This is a genomic window from Mesorhizobium erdmanii (assembly GCF_013170725.1).
GTDB classification, from domain to species: domain Bacteria; phylum Pseudomonadota; class Alphaproteobacteria; order Rhizobiales; family Rhizobiaceae; genus Mesorhizobium; species Mesorhizobium erdmanii.
On record NZ_CP033361.1, the window covers coordinates 128,015 to 147,693 of the forward strand.

At 63.7% G+C, this 19,679-nt stretch carries 20 protein-coding genes; 15 read left to right on the forward strand and 5 right to left on the reverse strand.

Going from position 1 to position 19,679, the window contains the following annotated elements:
- The 11 genes from EB233_RS00605 to EB233_RS00655 all read left to right on the forward strand — a co-directional run bounded on the left by EB233_RS00605 (nt 1) and on the right by EB233_RS00655 (nt 10,674).
- Entirely contained in the window at nt 1–1,008 is a 1,008-nt protein-coding gene (locus EB233_RS00605; RefSeq protein WP_064990484.1) for an ABC transporter permease, read from the forward strand.
- Nucleotides 1,001–1,843 (forward strand): ABC transporter permease, encoded by an 843-nt coding sequence (locus EB233_RS00610; protein ID WP_064990483.1) that lies wholly within the window; start codon nt 1,001–1,003, stop codon nt 1,841–1,843. The genes EB233_RS00605 and EB233_RS00610 overlap by 8 nt, the downstream gene beginning before the upstream one ends.
- Entirely contained in the window at nt 1,840–2,718 is an 879-nt protein-coding gene (locus EB233_RS00615; protein WP_064990482.1) for an ABC transporter ATP-binding protein, read from the forward strand. Before EB233_RS00610 ends, EB233_RS00615 begins: the two co-directional genes overlap by 4 nt.
- Entirely contained in the window at nt 2,711–3,547 is an 837-nt protein-coding gene (locus EB233_RS00620) for an ATP-binding cassette domain-containing protein (protein WP_064990481.1), read from the forward strand. The genes EB233_RS00615 and EB233_RS00620 overlap by 8 nt, the downstream gene beginning before the upstream one ends.
- Before the next feature lie 78 nt (nt 3,548–3,625).
- Nucleotides 3,626–4,225: a VOC family protein gene (locus EB233_RS00625; RefSeq protein ID WP_064990480.1), complete on the forward strand. Its 600-nt coding sequence runs from the start codon at nt 3,626–3,628 to the stop codon at nt 4,223–4,225.
- Between the two features lie 265 nt (nt 4,226–4,490).
- Nucleotides 4,491–6,785 carry a bifunctional salicylyl-CoA 5-hydroxylase/oxidoreductase gene (locus tag EB233_RS00630; protein WP_064990479.1) on the forward strand — a complete coding sequence of 765 codons (2,295 nt, stop codon included), beginning with the start codon at nt 4,491–4,493 and terminating at the stop codon, nt 6,783–6,785.
- Nucleotides 6,782–7,555, forward strand: a complete 774-nt coding sequence (locus tag EB233_RS00635) for an SDR family NAD(P)-dependent oxidoreductase (protein WP_064990478.1) — start codon at nt 6,782–6,784, stop codon at nt 7,553–7,555. The genes EB233_RS00630 and EB233_RS00635 overlap by 4 nt, the downstream gene beginning before the upstream one ends.
- Entirely contained in the window at nt 7,549–8,019 is a 471-nt protein-coding gene (locus tag EB233_RS00640) for a MarR family winged helix-turn-helix transcriptional regulator (RefSeq protein WP_027052571.1), read from the forward strand. The genes EB233_RS00635 and EB233_RS00640 overlap by 7 nt, the downstream gene beginning before the upstream one ends.
- Complete coding sequence (locus EB233_RS00645) at nt 8,016–8,828, forward strand: enoyl-CoA hydratase family protein (protein WP_064990477.1); 813 nt, start codon at nt 8,016–8,018, stop codon at nt 8,826–8,828. The genes EB233_RS00640 and EB233_RS00645 overlap by 4 nt, the downstream gene beginning before the upstream one ends.
- Before the next feature lie 236 nt (nt 8,829–9,064).
- A complete protein-coding gene (locus EB233_RS00650; RefSeq protein WP_064990476.1) occupies nt 9,065–10,213 on the forward strand; it encodes an acyl-CoA dehydrogenase family protein in 1,149 nt (382 codons plus the stop codon).
- A gap of 65 nt (nt 10,214–10,278) precedes the next feature.
- The gene (locus tag EB233_RS00655; RefSeq protein WP_064990475.1) at nt 10,279–10,674 is read left to right on the forward strand and encodes a RidA family protein; all 396 of its coding nucleotides are present in this window, start codon (nt 10,279–10,281) and stop codon (nt 10,672–10,674) included.
- A 10-nt stretch (nt 10,675–10,684) separates the two neighbouring features.
- On the opposite strand, the gene EB233_RS00660 is transcribed toward EB233_RS00655, so the two are convergent.
- The gene (locus EB233_RS00660) at nt 10,685–11,776 is read right to left on the reverse strand and encodes an LLM class flavin-dependent oxidoreductase (RefSeq protein WP_064990474.1); all 1,092 of its coding nucleotides are present in this window, start codon (nt 11,774–11,776) and stop codon (nt 10,685–10,687) included.
- 121 nt (nt 11,777–11,897) lie between these two features.
- On the opposite strand from EB233_RS00660, the gene EB233_RS00665 reads away from it, so the two are divergent.
- From EB233_RS00665 to EB233_RS00680, 4 genes are all read left to right on the forward strand, one after another.
- Entirely contained in the window at nt 11,898–12,659 is a 762-nt protein-coding gene (locus EB233_RS00665) for an HpcH/HpaI aldolase family protein (protein ID WP_064990473.1), read from the forward strand.
- A 401-nt stretch (nt 12,660–13,060) separates the two neighbouring features.
- The gene (locus EB233_RS00670) at nt 13,061–13,858 is read left to right on the forward strand and encodes an ABC transporter substrate-binding protein (protein WP_064990472.1); all 798 of its coding nucleotides are present in this window, start codon (nt 13,061–13,063) and stop codon (nt 13,856–13,858) included.
- A 162-nt stretch (nt 13,859–14,020) separates the two neighbouring features.
- Complete coding sequence (locus EB233_RS00675) at nt 14,021–14,695, forward strand: amino acid ABC transporter permease (protein WP_027052578.1); 675 nt, start codon at nt 14,021–14,023, stop codon at nt 14,693–14,695.
- Between the two features lie 46 nt (nt 14,696–14,741).
- Entirely contained in the window at nt 14,742–16,031 is a 1,290-nt protein-coding gene (locus EB233_RS00680) for a cysteine desulfurase-like protein (protein WP_064990471.1), read from the forward strand.
- Between the two features lie 36 nt (nt 16,032–16,067).
- On the opposite strand, the gene EB233_RS00685 is transcribed toward EB233_RS00680, so the two are convergent.
- From EB233_RS00685 to EB233_RS00700, 4 genes are read right to left on the reverse strand one after another with little or no spacing between them, the layout of a single operon-like run.
- A complete protein-coding gene (locus tag EB233_RS00685; protein WP_064990470.1) occupies nt 16,068–16,895 on the reverse strand; it encodes a dipeptide ABC transporter ATP-binding protein in 828 nt (275 codons plus the stop codon).
- Nucleotides 16,892–17,758 (reverse strand): ABC transporter ATP-binding protein, encoded by an 867-nt coding sequence (locus EB233_RS00690; protein ID WP_081294160.1) that lies wholly within the window; start codon nt 17,756–17,758, stop codon nt 16,892–16,894. The genes EB233_RS00685 and EB233_RS00690 overlap by 4 nt, the downstream gene beginning before the upstream one ends.
- Nucleotides 17,758–18,669: an ABC transporter permease subunit gene (locus EB233_RS00695; RefSeq protein ID WP_027052581.1), complete on the reverse strand. Its 912-nt coding sequence runs from the start codon at nt 18,667–18,669 to the stop codon at nt 17,758–17,760. The genes EB233_RS00690 and EB233_RS00695 overlap by 1 nt, the downstream gene beginning before the upstream one ends.
- The gene (locus EB233_RS00700; protein WP_027052582.1) at nt 18,669–19,676 is read right to left on the reverse strand and encodes an ABC transporter permease subunit; all 1,008 of its coding nucleotides are present in this window, start codon (nt 19,674–19,676) and stop codon (nt 18,669–18,671) included. The genes EB233_RS00695 and EB233_RS00700 overlap by 1 nt, the downstream gene beginning before the upstream one ends.
- Nucleotides 19,677–19,679: the final 3 nt, after the last annotated feature.

Genomic DNA, 19,679 nt, shown 5'->3' on the forward strand with positions numbered 1-19,679 from the left:
ATGCTCCTGCAACGATTCCTGATCCGTCTGCTGACGATGCTGATCACGCTGTTCGGCGTGGCCGTCGTCGTCTTCGTCGTGATCCGCGTCGCGCCCGGCGATCCGATCGCCATGATGCTGCCGCCCGGCGCCACGGATGACGACATCGCCCGCCTGCGCGCGCTCTATGGGCTCGACAAGACCATCGTGCAGCAATTCTTCATCTGGCTGTCCGGCGTTGTCAGGGGCGATTTCGGTACCTCGATCTCACTCAGGCAGGACGTGCTCGGCCTCGTCTTCAACCGGCTGCCGGCGACGCTGGAACTGGCCATCGTGGCCCTCATCATGGCGGTTCTGCTCGGCGGCACGACGGCAATCCTCGGCGCGCGCGAGCGCGGCACGGCGGTCGAGGCCGGCATCGATATCGCCAGCGGTGCGGCGCTGTCCATTCCCGACTTCCTGTGGGGCCTGGTGCTGATCCTGCTGTTCGGCGTGCTAGTGCCGATCTTCGACATTTCCGGCCGGGTGTCGCCGCAGCTCGATTTGCCCTTCGTCACCCAGTTCTATTTCTTCGAAAGCCTGCTTCGGCTGCGCTTCGACCTGACCTGGGACCTGCTGAAACACATGTTGATGCCGGCCGTGGCGCTGGCGCTGCCCCTGGCGGCGATCATCGCGCAACTGTTGAAACAGTCGCTCAAGGAAGTGCTCGACCTCGACTATGTCGTGCTGGCGCGGGTGAAGGGTTTTTCGGAGACGCAGGTCATCCTGCGCGAAGCGCTGAAGAACGCTGCCTTGCCGACACTGACGCTGGTCGGCGTGCAATTCACCTTCCTCATCGGTGGCACCGTCATCGTCGAGCGGCTGTTTTCCTATGAAGGCCTCGGCAACATGGCGATCGATGCGGTCATCAACCGCGACCTGCCGCTTATCCAGGGCATCGTGCTGGTCTTCGCGCTGCTTTTCGTGCTGATCAACCTTGTCGTCGACATGATGTATGCGCTGCTCAATCCGAGGCTGCGCCATGGATAAGGCCTCGAGGCGTGGGCTGAGCCCAAGGTTGTGGCTCGCCGGCGGCTGGCTGCTGCTGGCGCTGCTGGCGGCGATCTTCGCGCCGCTGGTCGCGCCTCAGGATCCGCTGGCGCAGGATCTGATGCTGGAGCGGCTGCCGCCCTTCTGGCTCGACGGCGCCGAGCCCGGTTATTGGCTGGGCACCGACAGTCTCGGCCGCGACCTGCTCTCGCGGCTGATCTTCGGCGGCCGCATCGCCTTCATGGTCGCCTTTGCGGCAGCCATCGCCGCCTGTCTTGTCGGCTCGACGCTCGGGCTTATCGCGGGCTATTTCGGCGGTTGGGCCGACCGCATCATCTCGCGCATCGTCGACATCTGGATGGCGTTTCCGCCGGTGCTGTTCGCCATATTGCTGGTGGCCGTGCTCGGCACCGGCCTCAGTTCCGTCATCCTTGCAATCGCCATCATCGACTGGACGCGCTTCTGCCGGGTGATCCGCGCCGAAACGATGGGTCAGTCGCGCATGGACTATGTCGAGAATGCGCGCATCGCCGGCTATGGCCGCATCGGCATCATGCTGCGTGAAGTATTGCCCAACGTGGTGCCATCGATCGTGGCGCTGCTGTCGCTGGAGATGGGCATTGCCGTCATCGTCGAGGCGATCCTGTCCTTCGTCAATCTGTCGATCTCGACCGACGATCCGACCTGGGGCGGCCTCATCGCCGAAGGAAGGCTTTCGATCCATCAGGCCTGGTGGGTGCTGGTGTTCCCGCTCATCACGCTGATCCTCACCGTGCTGTCGTTCAGCCAGTTCGGCGAAGCGCTGAAGACGCGTTTCGATCCGGTGCTGCGATGAACGCCTGTCTCGAAATAAACAATCTTAGCGCCGTGCTGCCGAACGGCCAGCGCGTGCTGCGCTCGGTCTCGCTTTCCGTCCAGCCCGGCGAGGTCCGCGCGCTGGTCGGCGAGAGCGGCGCCGGCAAGACGATGATCGGCAAGGCGGTGCTCGGCGTTTTGCCGTCGAGCGTGCGCATCGTCGAAGGCGATATGAAGCTCGAGGGCGAAGACCTCGGCAAGCTGCAGCCGAAGGCACGACGCACGCTGATCGGTGCGCGTACGGCGCTCATCCCGCAAGACCCGCTGACCGCGCTCAATCCGTCACGCCGCATCGGCCCACAGATGACCGACCGGCTGGTGCGCATTCTCGGCTGGAGCGGCGAGAAGGCCGACACCCGCATCCGGCAATTGCTGGACGAGGTGCAGATCCGCGATCCGGACCGTGTGCTGAAAAGCTATCCGCATGAACTCTCCGGCGGCATGCGCCAGCGCGTGCTGATCGCCGCCGCCTTCGCCGCCGAGCCACGCCTGATCGTCGCCGACGAGCCGACCACGGCGCTCGACGTCACCGTTCAGAAGCAGATACTGCGCCTCATCGCCGCGTTGCAGCGCGAGCACGGCACGGCGATCCTGTTCGTCACCCACGACCTAGGCGTCGTCGCCAAGATCAGCCAGAAGGTGTCGGTGCTTTATGCCGGCAAAGTGGTGGAGGAGGCCGACACAGTTGCTCTCTTCGCCTCGCCACAACACCCCTACACACGGGCGTTGATGGCGGCGACGCCGCGCTACACCGATCCGTTCGCCTCGCTGAAGCCGGTGGACGAGGCTGTGCTGGCAGGACTTGCCGCCGAAATCGCCGCGGCCGATCAGGCCTGGAGGCGGCCGCATGGTTGAGCCGCTGTTTTCCGTGCGCGGGCTGAAGGTGGCGTTGCCCGACATGACGCGCAAGCCGCTGATCGGCCGGGCGCCGCTGGCCGAGATTTTGAAAGGCCTGGATTTCGATCTGCCCAGGGGTTCGGTGACTGGCATCGTCGGCGAATCCGGGTCCGGTAAATCGACGCTGGGCCGAGCCTTGGTGCGGCTGCTGGAGCCCAGCGCCGGCAGCATCGCCTTCGACGGCCGAGATATTACCCATCTGCCGGAGGCGGAACTGCGGCCACTGCGCCGCGATCTGCAGATGATCTTCCAGGATCCGATGTCGTCGCTCAACCCGCGCCGCACCATTGGCAGCATCATCGCCGCGCCGCTCAAGCAGAACGGGCTTGGCGACAGGCTCAAGGAACGCATCGCCGAAGCGCTGCAGCGGGTCGGCCTGCCGCAGAGGTTCGCCAGCCGCTACCGCCACGAATTGTCGGGCGGCCAGCGCCAGCGCGTTGGCATTGCGCGCGCGCTGGCCCTGTCGCCGAAATTCGTGCTGGCCGACGAGATCGTTTCGGGTCTCGACGTGTCGACGCAGGCGCAGATCCTGACGCTGCTGGAGAAGCTCGCCGCGGAGATGGGCCTGACCGTCGCCTTCATCAGCCACGATCTTTCGGTCATCCGACGGCTGTGCAAGCAAGTGATCGTCATGCGCGAGGGCAGGATCGTCGAAGCCAGCGCCACCGACGCTTTGTTCGACAATCCCACAGAGGCTTACACGCGCGATCTCATCGCAGCCATTCCGCTGCCCGAGATCGATGCCGGCTGGCTGGATAATCCTGCCGCCGCCAAGGCGCCGCCATGAAATACATGCGCACGCCGACAAGCGGGCCTCGGACGTGTGACGGACAAGACCCAGGTCCCGCCAATGGAGAGGACTGACATGAAGACCATACTTCGCACTGCAGCGCTCGCCGCCGCTGTCCTTGGCAGCGCCAGATTGGCCTCGGCCGATTCGATCCCCGGCATGCGCGGCCATGATCATACCGGCATAACTGTCCCCGACATGAAGCAGGCGGTCGACTTCTTCACCGAGGTGGTCGGCTGCAAGAAGGCGATGTCGTTCGGGCCGTTCGCCGACGACAAGGGCACCTTCATGCAGGATCTTCTGGGCGTTGATCCCAAGGCTGTCATCGAGCAGATCACCATGGTGCGTTGCGGCTATGGATCGAACATCGAGCTGTTCAAATACACCGCGCCCGACCAGAAGGACCTGACGCCGAAGAACAGCGACATTGGCGGTTTTCACATTGCCTTCTATGTCGACGATGTCGCCGCGGCGAAAGCCTATCTCGACGGCAAGGGCGTCAAGACGAGGATGGGGCCGCTACCGGTCAAGGAAGGGCCTGCCGCCGGCCAGACCATTCTCTACTTCCAGGCGCCTTGGGGACTGCAACTGGAAGCGATCAGCTACCCCGACGGCATGGCCTATGAGAAGGGAGCCGAGACCGTCCTGTGGAGCCCGAAGAACCCGGACAAATGACTATAGCAGTCCGCCATTTCACGGAAACGGCGGACTGCTCTAGCTCTTTGTTATGACGCAATTCCCAAGGGGAAGCGCCATGCGCTTCTCCCGGGAAAACCGTTCACACTTTTCCTGGAATTGCTCTAGCGCGCGCTTGCGCGTCGGCACGCAAGCGCGCCACCCCAGTGTCCGCACAATGATTTCGATATAAAACTTTAAGCTTGAAATATCTTGCCGCCGGCGCGATACTCACAAAACAGCAAGCGAAGAGGAGATCGCACGGATGAAGGTTGCGGTTCTCGGCGGCGGACCAGCCGGCCTCTACTTTGCCATTTCGATGAAGCTGAGGGACGCCGCGCACGATGTGACGGTGTTCGAACGCAACCGCGCCGACGATACGTTCGGCTGGGGCGTGGTGCTTTCGGCCGAAACGCTCGATAACCTCGCGAAAAACGATCCGGTCAGCGCCGTATGGATCAAGAAGCATTTTGCCTATTGGGATGACATCGCCGTCATCCATGACGGCGTGCGCACGGTTTCTTCAGGGCATGGTTTCTGCGGCATCGGCCGCAAGCGTTTGCTGATCCTGCTGCAGCGCCGCGCCCGCGAACTCGGTGTCAAGCTGATGTTCGAGACCGACATCGCCGATCCCAAGCCTTATATGGAGACGCATGATCTGGTGGTTGCCGCCGACGGGCTGAATTCGCGGGCGCGCAACACCTTCGTCGATATCTTCAAGCCCGACATCGACACGCGCAAATGCAAGTTCGTCTGGCTCGGCACCAACCAGAAATTCGACGACGCCTTCACCTTCATCTTCGAGAAGACCGAGCATGGCTGGGTGTGGGCGCACGCCTACCAGTTCGACAGCGAGACCGCGACGTTTATCGTCGAGTGCAGCGAGCGGACATGGCAGGCTTTCGGCTTCGGCTCGATGTCGCAGCAGGAATCGATCGCCACCTGCGAGCGCATCTTCGCCAAGCATCTTGGCGGCCACGCGCTGATGACCAATGCCAACCACATCCGCGGCTCGGCCTGGATCAATTTTCCGCGCGTGCTGTGCGAGCGCTGGTCGTACAAGAACCTGGCGCTGATGGGCGACGCGGCGGCATCGGCGCATTTCTCGATCGGCTCAGGCACCAAACTCGCCCTGGAAAGTGCCGTCGCGCTGGCCGAGTACGTCGAAACCGAGCCGGACCTCGATGCCGCCTTCCGCAAATATGAGGATGCGCGCCGCACCGAGGTGTTGAAGCTGCAATCGGCGGCGCGCAATTCGCTGGAATGGTTCGAGGAGGTCGAGCGCTATCTCGGCCTCGATCCGGTGCAGTTCAACTATTCGCTGCTGACTCGCTCGCAGCGCATCAGCCACGAGAATCTGCGGCTGCGCGACGCTCAATGGCTTGAAAGCGCAGAAGAATGGTTTCAGCGCCAGGCCGGCGCCGGCGGCAACAGGCTGCGCCGGGCGCCGATGTTCGCGCCGTTCAAGTTGCGCGACCTCAGGCTCAACAATCGCGTCGTCGTCTCACCGATGGCGCAGTACAAGGCCGTCGACGGCTGTCCGACCGACTGGCACTTCACCCACTACGCCGAGCGGGCCAAGGGCGGCGCCGGCCTCGTCTATATCGAGATGACCTGCGTCAGTCCCGAAGGGCGAATCACGCCTGGCTGTCCCGGCTTCTACGCGCCCGAGCACGAGGTGGCGTGGAAGCGACTGGTCGGCTTCGTCCACGCCGAGACCGAGGCCAAGATCTGCGCGCAGATCGGCCATTCCGGCGCCAAGGGCTCGACCCGACTGGGCTGGGAAGGCACCGACGTGCCGCTGGCCTCGGGCAACTGGCCTGTCATGGCGGCATCGGCCGTCGCATGGTCACCGCAGAATCAGGTGCCAAAGGCGATGGACCGCGCCGATATGGATCGGGTACGCGACCAGTTTGTCGCTTCGGCCGAGATGGCCGATCGCTGCGGCTTCGACATGCTGGAAATCCACGCGGCACACGGCTATCTGCTGTCGTCCTTCATCACCCCGGTCACCAACCAGCGCACGGACGACTATGGCGGTTCGCTTGAGAATCGCATGCGCTATCCCCTTGAAATCTTCCACGCGGTGCGTGCGGCCTGGCCGGCGCACAAACCGATCTCGGTGCGCATTTCGGCCAATGACTGGGTCGGCATCGAAGGCGTGACGCCCGCCGACGCGGTCGAGATCGCGCGGCTGCTGCATGAGGCGGGAGTCGATATATGCGACGTCTCGGCCGGCCAGACTTCGACATTGGCAAAGCCGGTCTATGGCCGCATGTTCCAGACGCCGTTTTCCGACCGCATCCGCAACGAGGTCGGCATGGCGACAATGGCGGTCGGCAACATCTACGAGCCGGACCATGTCAATTCGATCCTGATGGCCGGCCGCGCCGACCTGGTGGCGCTGGCGCGGCCGCATCTCGCCGACCCGTACTGGACGTTGCATGCGGCGGTGACACTTAACGACCGCGGCGTCAAATGGCCGGATCCCTACCTGCCCGGACGCGACCAGCTCTACAGGCTGGCCGAGCGTGATGCCGTCGCGGGGCTGAAAGTATGACGGCCGCAACGGCGATCTCCGGCAAGCATGCGCTGGTCACCGGCGGCGGCTCCGGTGTCGGCCGGGTCATCGCGCTGGCGCTGGCTGGCGCTGGCGTCAATGTGACCATCTGCGGCCGACGCGAAGCGGGACTTGCCAAGGTGACCAGCGAAAGTGACCGCATCCATGGCATCGCCGCCGACGTCACCGATGAGGCGGCGATGGCGTCACTTTACGAAACAGCAGAGAAAGCGCGCGGAACCTTCGACATCGTCGTCGCCAATGCCGGCATGGCCGGCAGCACGCCGGCGCACAAGACCGCGCTGGCCGACTGGCAGAAGACGCTCGACGTCAATCTGACCGGCGCCTTCCTGACGGTGAAGCCGGCGCTGGCCGGCATGGCCGCGCGGAAATCGGGGCGGATTGTGTTCATCGCCTCCACCGCCGGATTGAAAGGCTACGCCTATGTCGCGCCTTACGTGGCGGCCAAGCATGGCGTCGTCGGGCTGATGCGGGCACTGGCGGCGGAGACGGCGAAGTCCGGGGTGACCGTCAATGCGGTGTGTCCGGGGTTTGTGGAAACCGATATGCTGGAAGAGTCCATCCAGCGCATTGTCGAGAAGACCGGGCGTTCGGCCGGCGAGGCGCGGGCGAGCCTTGCTTCGACCAATCCGCAAGGCCGCTTCATCCAGCCGCAGGAGGTCGCCGCCGCCGTGCTGTGGCTGTGCGGCGATGCGGCGGCATCGATCACCGGACAGGCAATTTCCATCTCAGGAGGCGAGACATGGTAGCCGGTCCCCTGCCCGTGCCGTCGGGACCCGGCAAGGACCGGCTGCGCCTGTGGATCAGGCTGCTGCGGGCCTCGCGCACGATCGAGGCCGAGTTGCGCGAGCGCCTGAAGAAGGAATTCGATACGACGCTGCCGCGCTTCGACGTGATGGCTGCGCTCTACCGCGCGCCGGAAGGCATGCTGATGAGCGACCTGTCGCGCTTCCTTCTGGTGTCCAACGGCAATGTCACCGGCATCGTCGACCGGCTGGTCTCGGAAGGGCTGGTGGCGCGTGCGCGCCGCAATGGCGACCGCCGCACGTCAATGGTGCGGCTCACCGACGAAGGTAGCAAATCCTTTGCCACCATCGCCGCCGCGCATGAGGGCTGGATCGGCGAATTGCTGGGCAAGGTCAGCGAGGAGGACGCGCGCCGGCTGACCGGCATGCTGACCTCGTTCCGCAGCAATTGGGAGGGACGGGAATGACCGGGATGGCCGGCCGCAAGCCGAAGCATTTTCTCTGGGAGGTCGAGGGCAGGATCGCCAAGGTTCGGCTCGACCGGCCGGAGCGCAAGAACCCGCTGACCTTCGACAGCTACGCGGAGCTGCGCGACACCTTCCGCGACCTCGTCTATGCCGACGATGTCGAGGCCGTGGTGTTCCTCTCCAATGGCGGCAATTTCTGCTCGGGCGGCGATGTCCACGACATTATCGGCCCGCTGGTCAAGATGGACATGAAAGAGCTCCTGGCTTTCACCCGCATGACCGGCGATTTCGTCAAGGCGATGCTGAACTGCGGCAAGCCGATCATTGCAGCCGTCGACGGTGTCGCGGTCGGCGCTGGCGCCATCATCGCCATGAGCTCGGACATCCGCATCGCCACGCCGGAAGCCAAGACCGCCTTCCTGTTCACCCGCGTCGGCCTCGCCGGCTGCGACATGGGTGCCTGCGCGATCCTGCCGCGCATCATCGGCCAGGGCCGCGCCGCCGAACTGCTCTATACCGGCCGCATCATGACGGCCGCCGAGGGCGAGCGCTGGGGGTTCTACAACAGGCTGGTCGATGCTGCTTCGCTCGAAGCCGACGCGCTCGACATGGCGGCTCGCATCGTCTCCGGCCCGACCTTCGCCCACGGCATCACCAAGACGCAGCTCAACCAGGAATGGTCGATGGGCCTCGACCAGGCCATCGAGGCCGAAGCGCAGGCGCAAGCGATCTGCATGCAGACGCGCGATTTCGAGCGTGCCTACAAGGCGTTCGTGGCCAAGGAAAAGCCGGTGTTCGAGGGAAATTGAGATGTTGGTTTCGCTCTGGAAGGACATACCGGCGGGACAGCGCCCCCCTCTGTCCTGCCGGACATCTCCCCCACGAGGAGGAAGATCAGCTGTTGTTGCCGCTTTCGCCAATCACCAACGTCGCAGGAAAAGCGCCGGCGGCGAAGCTGGCAATCTCCCCCCTCGTGGGGGAGATGTCCGGCAGGACAGAGGGGGGCGCCGTAGAGCGCAACGCTCCGAGTACCGCGGAGGCGCAAATGCCTGACCGTTCCTTCCTCAACTGGCCCTTCTTCGAAGACCACCACCGCCAGCTCGCCGAGCACCTCGAAATCTGGTGCGCCAAAAACCTGCCTGTCGACCACCATGACATCGATGCCGCCTGCCGCGAGCTGGTGCAAAAACTCGGGCGTGACGGCTGGCTGAAGCCAACAGCACTCGACACCGACAATCCCGGCCCTCTCGACGTCCGCACGCTCTGCATCACCCGCGAGACTCTCGCGCGGCATGACGGGCTCGCCGACTTCGCCTTCGCCATGCAAGGGCTGGGCACGGGGGCCATCACGCTATTCGGCACGCCGGAGCAGCAACACTGGCTGGCTAGGACGCGGGCCGGCGAGACGATTTCCGCCTTTGCGCTCTCCGAACCTCGTTCGGGTTCGGACGTCGCCAATATGGAAATGACGGCGACCCGCGACGGCGATGGCTACGTGCTTTCCGGCGAGAAGACCTGGATCTCCAATGGTGGCATTGCCGATCTCTACATCGTCTTTGCCCGCACCGGCGAGGCGCCAGGCGCCAAGGGCCTTTCCGCCTTCATCGTGCCGGCCGAGACGAAGGGCCTCGGCATCGCGGAACGGCTTGAGGTGATCGCGCCGCACCCACTGGCGCGGCTGTCCTTCGACAATGTCCGCGTTCCGGCTGCCGCCTTGATAGGCAAGCCGGGCGACGGCTTCCGCATCGCCATGTCGGTGCTCGACGTGTTCCGCTCGACCGTCGGGGCGGCGGCGCTTGGCTTTGCCCGCCGCGCCCTGGACGAAAGCCTCAAAAGGGTGGCCGAGCGAAAACTGTTTGGCGCGCCGATGGGCGAGTTGCAGATGGTCCAGGGCCACATCGCCGACATGGCGCTCGACGTCGACGCGGCCGCTCTTTTGGTCTATCGCGCGGCATGGACCAAGGACATGGGTGCCGCCCGGGTAACGCGCGAAGCGGCGATGGCCAAACTGTTTGCCACGGACAAGGCGCAGGAGGTGATCGACAAGGCGGTGCAACTGCACGGCGGCGACGGTGTGCGCAAGGGCCATATCGTCGAAAGCCTCTATCGCGAGATCCGCGCGCTGCGCATCTACGAGGGCGCTTCCGACGTGCAGAAAGTGGTCATCGCGCGGCAAATGATGGGCGCGGCCTGACGGCTAGACATTGACGAGCATTACAATTTCGAGAGTTGGTTTTCAGGAATACCGGGAGGCTAGACATGCACGAGATTCTGCAGCCGGAAGGCTGGGCCAAGCCGGTCGGCTACGCCAATGGCGTCGCGGCGCGTGGGCAGCTCATCTTCGTCGGCGGACAGGTCGGCTGGAACGGGCAATGCCAGTTCGAGACCGACGAGTTTGTCGGCCAGGTGCGGCAGACGCTGCAAAACATCGTCGCGGTGCTGACCGAGGCCGGGGCCGAACCGCGGCACATCACCTCGATGACCTGGTATTTCACCGACAAGACCGAATATCTGGCCAACCTCAGGGGCATCGGCGAAGCCTATCGTGAGGTGATCGGCCGGCATTTTCCTGCGATGGCCGCCATGCAGGTGGTGGCGCTGGTCGAGGACCGCGCCAAGGTGGAGATTCAGGCGACGGCCGTCATTCCGGATTGATCTGTCGTCATTACCCGCGAAGGCCTGCCTGCCTCAGCAGCGGCAACACTTGATCGCAGAAATAGGGCAATTCCCTGGTGTAGTTGACGAAGGAGAGCGCGATGCCCTGGTAGCCATGCCCCGATATGGCGGCCATGTCGGCAGCGATCGTTTCCGGTGTGCCAATCAACGGATAGGTGCCGGCGCCGCCGGCGAAGCGCTGGCGGTAACGGTCATAGGCGTGCGGGTCGTGCGACTGCGAGAATTCCTTCTTGCCAGCCATATGGGCGTCGACCGCCTCGTGGTCGGCCATATCGACGGCATATCTGTTGTAATAGGCCTGCGCCTCTTCCATCGTCGGGCGGCAGACAACGTGCGCCACCGTATAGACACCGACGTCGCGGCCGACCTTGTCGGCCCGTTCGCGGATGTCGGCGACATGCTTGCCGGCATCGTTCAGTTCGGAAAAGGTCGTGAACAGGTAATCGCATTTGGCGGCGGCGAAATCGCGGCCCGGACCGCCGAAAGCGGCGTTCATGGTCACCGGGCGTGGAAGCTGCAGGCTCGCCGGCCGGCTGACGGCTTCCCTGAGGCGATAATAGGTGCCTTCGTAGTCCAGAGGCTCCGTCGACGCGTAAAGCTTCTCGAGAATCTCGATCCACTCCGCGGCCTGCTCATATCCCTTCTCGACCAGCGGCGTGCCGAACATACCGAATTCCTTCGGGTTCCAGCCACAGACGATGTTGAGGCCGGCGCGGCCCTTACTGATGTGATCGACCGTCGCCAGCGCCTTGGCGGCGTAGAGCGGATGCACCAGCGGCACGTGCACGGTCATGAACAGCCCGATCCGGTCAGTGGCGACGCCAAGCGCCGCTGCCCAGGTGAAGGTCTCGAACGACCATTCGCGAACCTTGTTGCGGCCGCCAAAACCGCGCCAGCGCGCGATCGGCAGCATGAACTCCAGCCCGGCGCGGTCAGCTATTTGCGCCGCCGTCAGATTGTCCTGCCAGCTCGCCGTCCAGCGCTCCGGCACATCGGTGATGGCAAGGCCGCCATCGGCATTGCTTGAAAAGACGCCGAGCTTCAGTTTGTTCGGGCCGTGCAAGGGATGCGCTTTGATCATCTCGGGAACTCGCGGCGGGAGGCCACACGCTAGGCCCGCGCCAGAATATTTCAAGCCTGAAATAGCTTCGCCTGGGTGTCGTTTGCGGATATGACTTTGGGCCAGACAAAAAGGGACCGGCATGAACGAATTCCGCCAGAAATGCATCGGCAAGGCAAACCTCGTCGGCTCCTTTGCCGCCATTCCCCATCCCGTCGCGGTCGAAGTGATGGCGCTGGCCGGCCTCGACTTCCTCTGCATCGACTGGGAGCATGCCCAGATCTCGCGCGACATGATCGAGACCATGGTGCGCGCGGCGGACGTCCATCGCGTGCCGGCGATGGTGCGCGTTCCCGGCCATGCGGCGGAAGCCATCCAGGCGGCACTCGACAGCGGAGCGCAAGGCGTGCTGGTGCCGCGCGTGTCAACCGCCGCGCAAGCCGCGACGGCCGTCAAAGCCTCGCGTTATCCGCCACTGGGCGAGCGCGGCGTCGGGCCTGGCCGGGCCGCCGGCTATGGCTATCGCATTCCCGAGTATCTTACCGGCGCCAATGACAGAACCGTCGTCGCGGTCCAGGTCGAGACAGCCGAGGGGCTCGCCAACATCGACGCGATCGCGGCCGTCGATGGCGTCGACGTGATCTTCGTCGGCCCCGGCGACCTTTCGGTGTCGATCGACGCGATCGGAGCGCAAGGCGCCGACAAGCTGAATGCGGCGATCAGGACGATCATCGGCGCGACGATCGCGCATGGCAAAGCCGCGGGCATATTTTGCGCCAGCCCACAGACCATCAGCCGCTGGGCAGCCATCGGCGCGAGTTTCTTCGTGCTGGCCAGCGACACGATGTTTCTGGGCGCCGGCGCCGCGGCCAACGCTGCAGCCGCACGCGACGAATTGGCTTAGACGGGCGCGGCCTGGCAAAAAAAGGCGTATCGCCGGAGCAACAGACCCGCCAAGCTTTTTAAGCTTAAAACTTTCGCCTTGAAAAGCGTCCCACTTTGGATAAGCATTCAAAACCGATAGTGACTGCCGTGCCGGCGGGGCTTGCCGTGCAGTCCATCGTAGTGCTTCGGGTGGAAGGGGTTCAGTCCTTGTCGTTCATGCTGCCCCAGTCGTCATCCAGCGTGCGCTCTGCTCTCGATGTGCGCGGCCAAATCCATGACCTGCATACAGGGACCTTCGCCGAACGCGGATGGTCGCTGCCATGAATTGACGCCCCGCTGGGAGGTGGGACGGCAAGAAACCGTGCGGGGACAGCCCCGTCCGATCAACAACCAGAGGGAACACCCCAGAGGGAACACCAAATGAAGCTCAACCGTCGCAACCTCATCCTTTTCGCCGCCGCCATCGGCATCGCCGCCGGCCCGGCCACGTCTCACGCCGCCGATGTGCTTAATGTCGGCGCCTATCCGACCAATCCGCCCTTCGAATACAAGAACGAGAGCGGCACCTTCGAGGGCTTTGAAGTCGACATCGTCAATGAGGCGGCCAAGCGCATCGGCATGACCACCGACATCGCCGACCTCGGCTTCCAGGCGCTGTTCGCGGCCACCACCTCGAAGCGTATCGACGTCGCCATCTCCTCGATCACCATCACCCCGGAGCGCCTGAAGTCGCAGTCCTTTACCCAGCCCTACTATGATTCCGACATGGGCATCGCCACCAAGACCGACAGCGCTATCAACGCCGAGGCCGACCTCAAGGGCAAGATCGTAGGCGTGTTGTCCGGCTCGACCGGCGAGACCTGGGTCAAGGCGCATCAGGAAGCCGACGGCTTCAGCGACGTGAAGGGCTATGATACCCAGCAGAACCTGCTGCTCGACCTCAGCGCCGGCCGCGTCGACGCCGCCGTCAGCGACATTCCGGGCATGGAATACTCCTTCACCAAGATGAAGGACCTGAAGGTCAAGCAGCGCATCAAGACGGGCGAGCAGTACGGTCTGATGATGACCAAGGACCATCCGCTGCTTGGCAAGCTCAACGACGCGCTGACCGCGATGAAGAAGGACGGCACACTGGCCGCGATCCACAAGAAGTGGTTCGGCAGCGACGCTCCGGCCGATTCCTCGACGGTCAAGGAAATGCCGCTGCCGAAGGCCTGAGCGGCAACTCAGAACAGGGGCGTGCCGGCTCAAAGGCCGGCACGCCTCGTTTTCACTGATGATCCTTCCCCGGAACCACAGGTCAGCGCGGCAAAACCGCTTTCGGTGTTTCCGGGCCCTGCTCCAGCGTCACGGGACGCAAAACGGTTCGGGAACGCTCCCATGTCGCTGATCGACACTTTCTTCAATCCCGATGTTATCATGTCCAGCCTGCCGGCGCTGCTGCGCGGTTTCCTGAACACGCTGCTGCTCGGCATCCTGAGCATCAGCATCGGCATTCCCATCGGCCTGGTGATCAGCCTGCTGCGGCTCTATGCGCCGAAGCCGGTACGCTGGCTGGCGGTCGGCTACACCGATATTTTTCGCGCGCTGCCGGTGCTGGTGGTGCTGATCCTGATCTACTACGCGCTGCCCTTCCTCGGCATACGCCTGTCGTCCTGGGCGTCCGCCGTGACGGCGTTCGCCTTCATCATGTCGGCCTATTCGGCGGAAGTGTTCCGCTCCGGCATCGAAAGCATTCCGCGCGGCCAGTTCGAGGCGTCGCAGGCGCTGGGCCTGCCGTTCCTTTTGACGTTGCGCAAGGTGGTGCTGCCGCAGGCAATCCGCGTGGTCATTCCGCCGATGACCAGCAACTGCGTGTCGATGTTCAAGGACACCTCGCTGGCCTCCACCGTGGCGCTGCCGGAACTCTTGAAGGAAGCGACCAACGCGCAGTCGCTCTACGCCAACCCGTCGCCGCTGATCGGCGCGGCGCTGGTCTATCTCATCTTCCTCTGGCCGATGGTGCGCCTCGTCAGCCTGCTTGAAGACCGCTTCAAGACCGAGAAGACGCGCTGACATTCCCAACCGATCCACCCGCCAAATTCTTCGCAGGAGCGTATCCGTGAACAAGCATCAAACCGGCAATGCGAACGCCGCAGCGTTCCCCGTCGACACCATCCGCGCCATGTTTCCCGCCCTGCAGCGGGCCGGCGACTTCATTTTCATGGACAATGCCGCCGGCGCGCAGATCCCGCAGAGCGTGCTCGACGCGGTGACCAACCACCTTGTCTCGCACAATGTGCAGCGCGGCGGCCGCTATGGCCGCAGCGTCACCGTCGACCAGTCGGTCGCCGATGCCCGGACAAGCGTAGCACTGCTGATCAATGCCTACAGCCCGGCCGAAATCTGCTTCGGCATGAACGCCACCTCTTTCATCCGCCTCGTCAGCCTCGGCATTGGCCAGATGCTCGCCAGGGATTCAGAGGGAGAACGCGACGAGATCATCATCACCGACATGGACCATGACGCCAACATCGCTACCTGGCTGGCGCTGGAATCGGCCGGGGCGAAATTCAAATGGTGGCGCATGCGCGAGGACGGCAACCTGCATGTCGACGATTTGCGCCCGCTTGTCTCCGATCGCACCCGTCTCGTCGCCTGCACGGTGACCGCGCATTCGATCGGCTCGATCGTCGATGTCGCTTCGGTGGCTGAGATCGCGCACGCGGCCGGCGCGGAAGTGTTCCTCGATTGCGTGCACTATGGGCCGCACGGGCTGATCGACGTCCAGGCCTGGGACTGCGACTACCTCGTCTGTTCCGGCTACAAGAACTTCTCGCCGCATATGGGCTTCCTGTGGGGCCGCTTCGACACGCTGAAGCGGCTGCCGACTTTTCGAGAGGATTTCATCCCCGACGAGCCGCCCTACAAGGTCGAGGCCGGCACCTTCATCTACGAGAATGTCTCCGGCATGGACGCCGCTGTGCAGTACCTGGAGCTGATCGGCCGCAATCTGGCGCCCTCCAACAACCGCTCGCGTCGCGAAAACATCGTCGCCGGCATGGGCGCCATTCGCGACTACGAGCTGCTTTTAGCACGCGAGATGATGAGGGTGCTGAAGGATTGCGGTGCGACGATCTACGGCGTCGCCGACGAGGCCCGCCTCAACGAGCGCGTGCCGACTTTCTGCTTCAACATCGGCAAACTGTCGCCGCAACGCATCGTCGAGGAAATGGCCGAGATGCAGATCGGCATCCGCGACGGCCACATGTACGCGCCACGGCTGATGAAACGCCTGAACCTGTCGATGGACAGCGGCGCCATCCGCGCCTCGCTCGTGCACTACAACACGGTCGAGGAAATCCACCGTTTCGGAGAAGCGCTGCGCGCGATCATCGCCAAGCTGTCCTGATGGACGAAGGGTGCCTGACGGCTGCCGCTTGCAGCCTCAGGCGGCCGCCTTCTTCGCCAACCGCGCTTTGATCGAAGCGACGTCGGCGCGCGGCGTCGCGGCGAACAGCGTCTTGGTGTAGCTGTGCTTGGGGTCTGAGAAGACCTCGTCGCGCGAGCCATATTCGACCGCCTCGCCGAAATACATCACCATCACGTCGTCGGCGATGTAGCGCACCACGGACAGATCGTGGCTGATGAAGACATAGGTCAGCTGGAATTCGTCCTGCAGGTCGGCGAGCAGGTTGAGCACCTGCGCCTGCACCGACAGGTCGAGCGCCGAGACCGGCTCGTCGAGCACCAAGAGGCTCGGGTTCAGCATCAGCGCGCGGGCGATGGCGATGCGCTGGCGCTGGCCGCCCGAGAACATGTGCGGGTAGCGGTTGTAGTGCTCGGGTCCGAGGCCGACCTTCTTCAGCATCTTCATGGCGAGGTCGCGCCGTTCCTCGGCCGGCTTGTCGGTGTTGATGAGCAGCGGTTCGCCAAGTACGTCGCCGATCTTCTGGCGCGGATTGAGCGATCCGTATGGATTCTGGAAGACGATCTGCACCTTGCGGCGCATCTCCCTGGTCAAGCCGCCCCTGGCGATGTCGACCTTGTTGCCGTCGATGAACAGTTCGCCCGAAGTCGCCGGATCGATCAGCGTGATGATGCGGGCGAGCGTCGACTTGCCGCAGCCCGATTCGCCGACGATGGCCAGCGTCTTGCCCTTCTCGACGCTGAAGGAAACGCCCTTCACGGCATGCACGGTGCGCGCGCCGCGAAACAGCCCGCCGCCGACATGGTAGTCGCGCTTGATGTCCTTGCCTTCGACGACCTTGGTCATGCGCTGGCTCCAGTCGTACCAACGTCCTGGGGCGCCGGCTCGAACAGCATGTCGGAGACGGTCGGCAAGCGGTCGCCCACGGCGTTGTCGGGTAGCGCCGAGAGCAGCGCGCGCGTGTAGTTGCTCTTTGGGCTTTCGAACAGCGACAGCACGTCGGCCTCTTCCATCTTGCGGCCCTTGTACTGGACGATGACGCGGTCGGCGGTTTCCGCCACCACGCCCATATTGTGGGTGATCATGATCAGGCCCATGCCGTATTTGGCCTGCAGCGAGACCAGAAGATCAAGGATCTGCTTCTGGATGGTGACGTCCAATGCCGTCGTCGGCTCGTCGGCGATCAAAAGCTTCGGATTGCAGGCAATGGCGATGGCGATCATCACGCGCTGGCACTGGCCGCCCGACATCTGGTGCGGGAACGAGTTCAGCCGTTCCGCCGGCTCCGGAATGCCGACCTGCTTCAACAATTCGATGGCGCGCGCCCGGCGCTGGGTCTTGTCCATGCCCATATGGAAGCGCAGCACTTCCTCGATCTGGAAGCCGACCGTGAAGCACGGATTGAGGCTGGCCATCGGCTCCTGGAAGATCATCGACATGTCCTTGCCGACGATCTTGCGCCGCTCGGCAGGGCCTAATTTCAGAAGATCGCGGCCGCCAAAGCTCATCCTGTCGGCGGTGACCTTGGCCGTCCACGGCAACAGGCCCATCACGGCCAGCATCGATACCGACTTGCCGGAGCCGGATTCGCCGACGATGGCGAGCACTTCGCGTTCATCGACATGCAGCGAAACGCCATCGACGGCGCGGAAGGAACCGGATGCGGTCTGGAATTCGACGACGAGGTTCTGGATGTCGAGCAACGCCATCACGACCTCCTGAGCTTGGGATCGAGCGCGTCGCGCAGGCCGTCGCCGACAAGGTTGATGGCAAGCACGGTGATCAGGATGGCAAGGCCGGGGAAAGTCACCACCCACCAGGCGCGCAGGATGAATTCACGCGCCGTGGCGAGCATGGTACCCCATTCGGGTGTCGGCGGCTGCGCGCCGAGGCCGAGGAAGCCAAGGGCTGCCGCTTCGAGGATGGCATTCGAGAACGACAAGGTCGCCTGGACGATGAGCGGTGCCAGGCAATTGGGCAATATCGTGCGAAGCATCAGTCTGGTATGGCCCGCGCCCGCGACCTTTGCGGCCACGACATATTCGCGGCTCTTCTCCGCCATGACGGCCGCGCGCACCAGCCGGGCAAAATGCGGCTGCAGGACGAGCGCGATGGCCAGCATCGCATTGAACAGGCCGGGGCCGAGGATGGTGACCATCACCAGTGCCAGAAGAAGCGACGGGAAGGCCAGGATGAGGTCCATGACGCGCATGATCGCCACGTCGACCCAGCCGCGAAAATAGCCGGCCAGCAAGCCGAGCGTGATGCCGCCGGTGAGCGCAAGCGAGACCACGACCGCGCCAATGAGCAGCGAGAAGCGCGCGCCATAGAGAAGGCGCGAGAGGATGTCGCGCCCGACCGGATCGGTGCCGAGCAGATATTGTGTCGAGCCGCCGTCCTGCCAGGCCGGAGGCCGCAGGAACGCGGTCTTGTCCTGGACGTCAGGTGCGTAGGGAGCCAGCAGCGGCGCAAACAGCGCCGCCAGCACCAGCAGGATGAAGACGAACAGGCCGATGACGGCGCCGCGGTTCACCGAGAAATAATACCAGAAGGTCCTGAGACCAGTGAGGCGGTCCGGGTTGCCGGCGGCCATCGGGGCGATTTCGGTCGACTGGCTCATCACGCCGCCCTTATGCGCGGGTTGATAACGGCATAGAGTACATCGACGATCAGGTTCACGGCCATGACGATAAGGGCGATCAAGAGCAGGCCCGACTGCACGACGACATAGTCGCGCTTGGATATGGATTCGACCATCCACCTGCCGATGCCAGGCCAGGAGAAGATCGTTTCGGTAAGGATGGCGCCGGCGAGCAGCGTACTAACCTGCAAGCCGATGGTGGTGACCACCGGGATGAGTGCGTTGCGCAGAGCGTGCACGCCGATGACTCGGGCCGACGAAAGCCCTTTGGCTCGGGCCGTCCGCACGTAGTCCTCGCCCAGCACCTCAAGCATCGCGGAGCGCGTCTGGCGCGCTATCACAGCCAGCGGAATGGTACCGAGCACAATTGTCGGCAGCACCAGATGGCGCAATACCGAACGAAATGCATCGAATTTGCCGTAGAGCAAGGTGTCGATGGTCATGAAGCCGGTGATCGGCTTGAAGAAGTACTGCAGGTCGATACGCCCGTTGACCGGTGTCCAGCCGAGATAGCCGGAGAAAAAGATGATCAGCAGCAGGCCCCACCAGAAGATCGGCATGGAGTAGCCGACGAGCGCCGTGCCCATCAGCGACTGGTCGAACCAGGAGCCGCGCTTGATGGCCGCGAAGATGCCGGCCGGAATGCCGAGCACCATGGCGAAGATCATGGCGAAGAATGACAGCTCCAGCGTCGCCGGGAAGAGCGTCTTGAACTCTTCAAGCACCGGGCGCTTGGACGAAATCGAAACGCCGAAATCGCCGGTCACGACCTCGCCGACATAGCGCGTATATTGCTGCCAGATCGGCAGATTGTAGCCGAACTGCTCCTTGAGCTCTTCGTAACGCGCCGGCGCCACGCCGTGTTCGCCGGCCATGGCAAGGATAGGATCGCCGGGCAGCAATCTGACGAACGCAAAGGCGCAGATCGTGATGCCGACAAGCGTCGGGATCAAAAGTGCAATTCGGTGGAGGATATATTTTAGCATGAT

Excerpts from the sequence above, each read along its gene's own strand:
- EB233_RS00605 (WP_064990484.1), top strand. The coding sequence starts at position 1 with ATGCTCCTGCAACGATTCCTGATCCGTCTGCTGACGATGCTGATCACG.
- EB233_RS00610 (WP_064990483.1), top strand. The coding sequence starts at position 1,001 with ATGGATAAGGCCTCGAGGCGTGGGCTGAGCCCAAGGTTGTGGCTCGCC.
- EB233_RS00615 (WP_064990482.1), top strand. The coding sequence starts at position 1,840 with ATGAACGCCTGTCTCGAAATAAACAATCTTAGCGCCGTGCTGCCGAAC.
- EB233_RS00620 (WP_064990481.1), top strand. The coding sequence starts at position 2,711 with ATGGTTGAGCCGCTGTTTTCCGTGCGCGGGCTGAAGGTGGCGTTGCCC.
- EB233_RS00625 (WP_064990480.1), top strand. The coding sequence starts at position 3,626 with ATGAAGACCATACTTCGCACTGCAGCGCTCGCCGCCGCTGTCCTTGGC.
- EB233_RS00630 (WP_064990479.1), top strand. The coding sequence starts at position 4,491 with ATGAAGGTTGCGGTTCTCGGCGGCGGACCAGCCGGCCTCTACTTTGCC.
- EB233_RS00635 (WP_064990478.1), top strand. The coding sequence starts at position 6,782 with ATGACGGCCGCAACGGCGATCTCCGGCAAGCATGCGCTGGTCACCGGC.
- EB233_RS00640 (WP_027052571.1), top strand. The coding sequence starts at position 7,549 with ATGGTAGCCGGTCCCCTGCCCGTGCCGTCGGGACCCGGCAAGGACCGG.
- EB233_RS00645 (WP_064990477.1), top strand. The coding sequence starts at position 8,016 with ATGACCGGGATGGCCGGCCGCAAGCCGAAGCATTTTCTCTGGGAGGTC.
- EB233_RS00650 (WP_064990476.1), top strand. The coding sequence starts at position 9,065 with ATGCCTGACCGTTCCTTCCTCAACTGGCCCTTCTTCGAAGACCACCAC.
- EB233_RS00655 (WP_064990475.1), top strand. The coding sequence starts at position 10,279 with ATGCACGAGATTCTGCAGCCGGAAGGCTGGGCCAAGCCGGTCGGCTAC.
- EB233_RS00660 (WP_064990474.1), bottom strand. The coding sequence starts at position 11,776 with ATGATCAAAGCGCATCCCTTGCACGGCCCGAACAAACTGAAGCTCGGC.
- EB233_RS00665 (WP_064990473.1), top strand. The coding sequence starts at position 11,898 with ATGAACGAATTCCGCCAGAAATGCATCGGCAAGGCAAACCTCGTCGGC.
- EB233_RS00670 (WP_064990472.1), top strand. The coding sequence starts at position 13,061 with ATGAAGCTCAACCGTCGCAACCTCATCCTTTTCGCCGCCGCCATCGGC.
- EB233_RS00675 (WP_027052578.1), top strand. The coding sequence starts at position 14,021 with ATGTCGCTGATCGACACTTTCTTCAATCCCGATGTTATCATGTCCAGC.
- EB233_RS00685 (WP_064990470.1), bottom strand. The coding sequence starts at position 16,895 with ATGACCAAGGTCGTCGAAGGCAAGGACATCAAGCGCGACTACCATGTC.
- EB233_RS00690 (WP_081294160.1), bottom strand. The coding sequence starts at position 17,758 with ATGGCGTTGCTCGACATCCAGAACCTCGTCGTCGAATTCCAGACCGCA.
- EB233_RS00695 (WP_027052581.1), bottom strand. The coding sequence starts at position 18,669 with ATGAGCCAGTCGACCGAAATCGCCCCGATGGCCGCCGGCAACCCGGAC.
- EB233_RS00700 (WP_027052582.1), bottom strand. The coding sequence starts at position 19,676 with ATGCTAAAATATATCCTCCACCGAATTGCACTTTTGATCCCGACGCTT.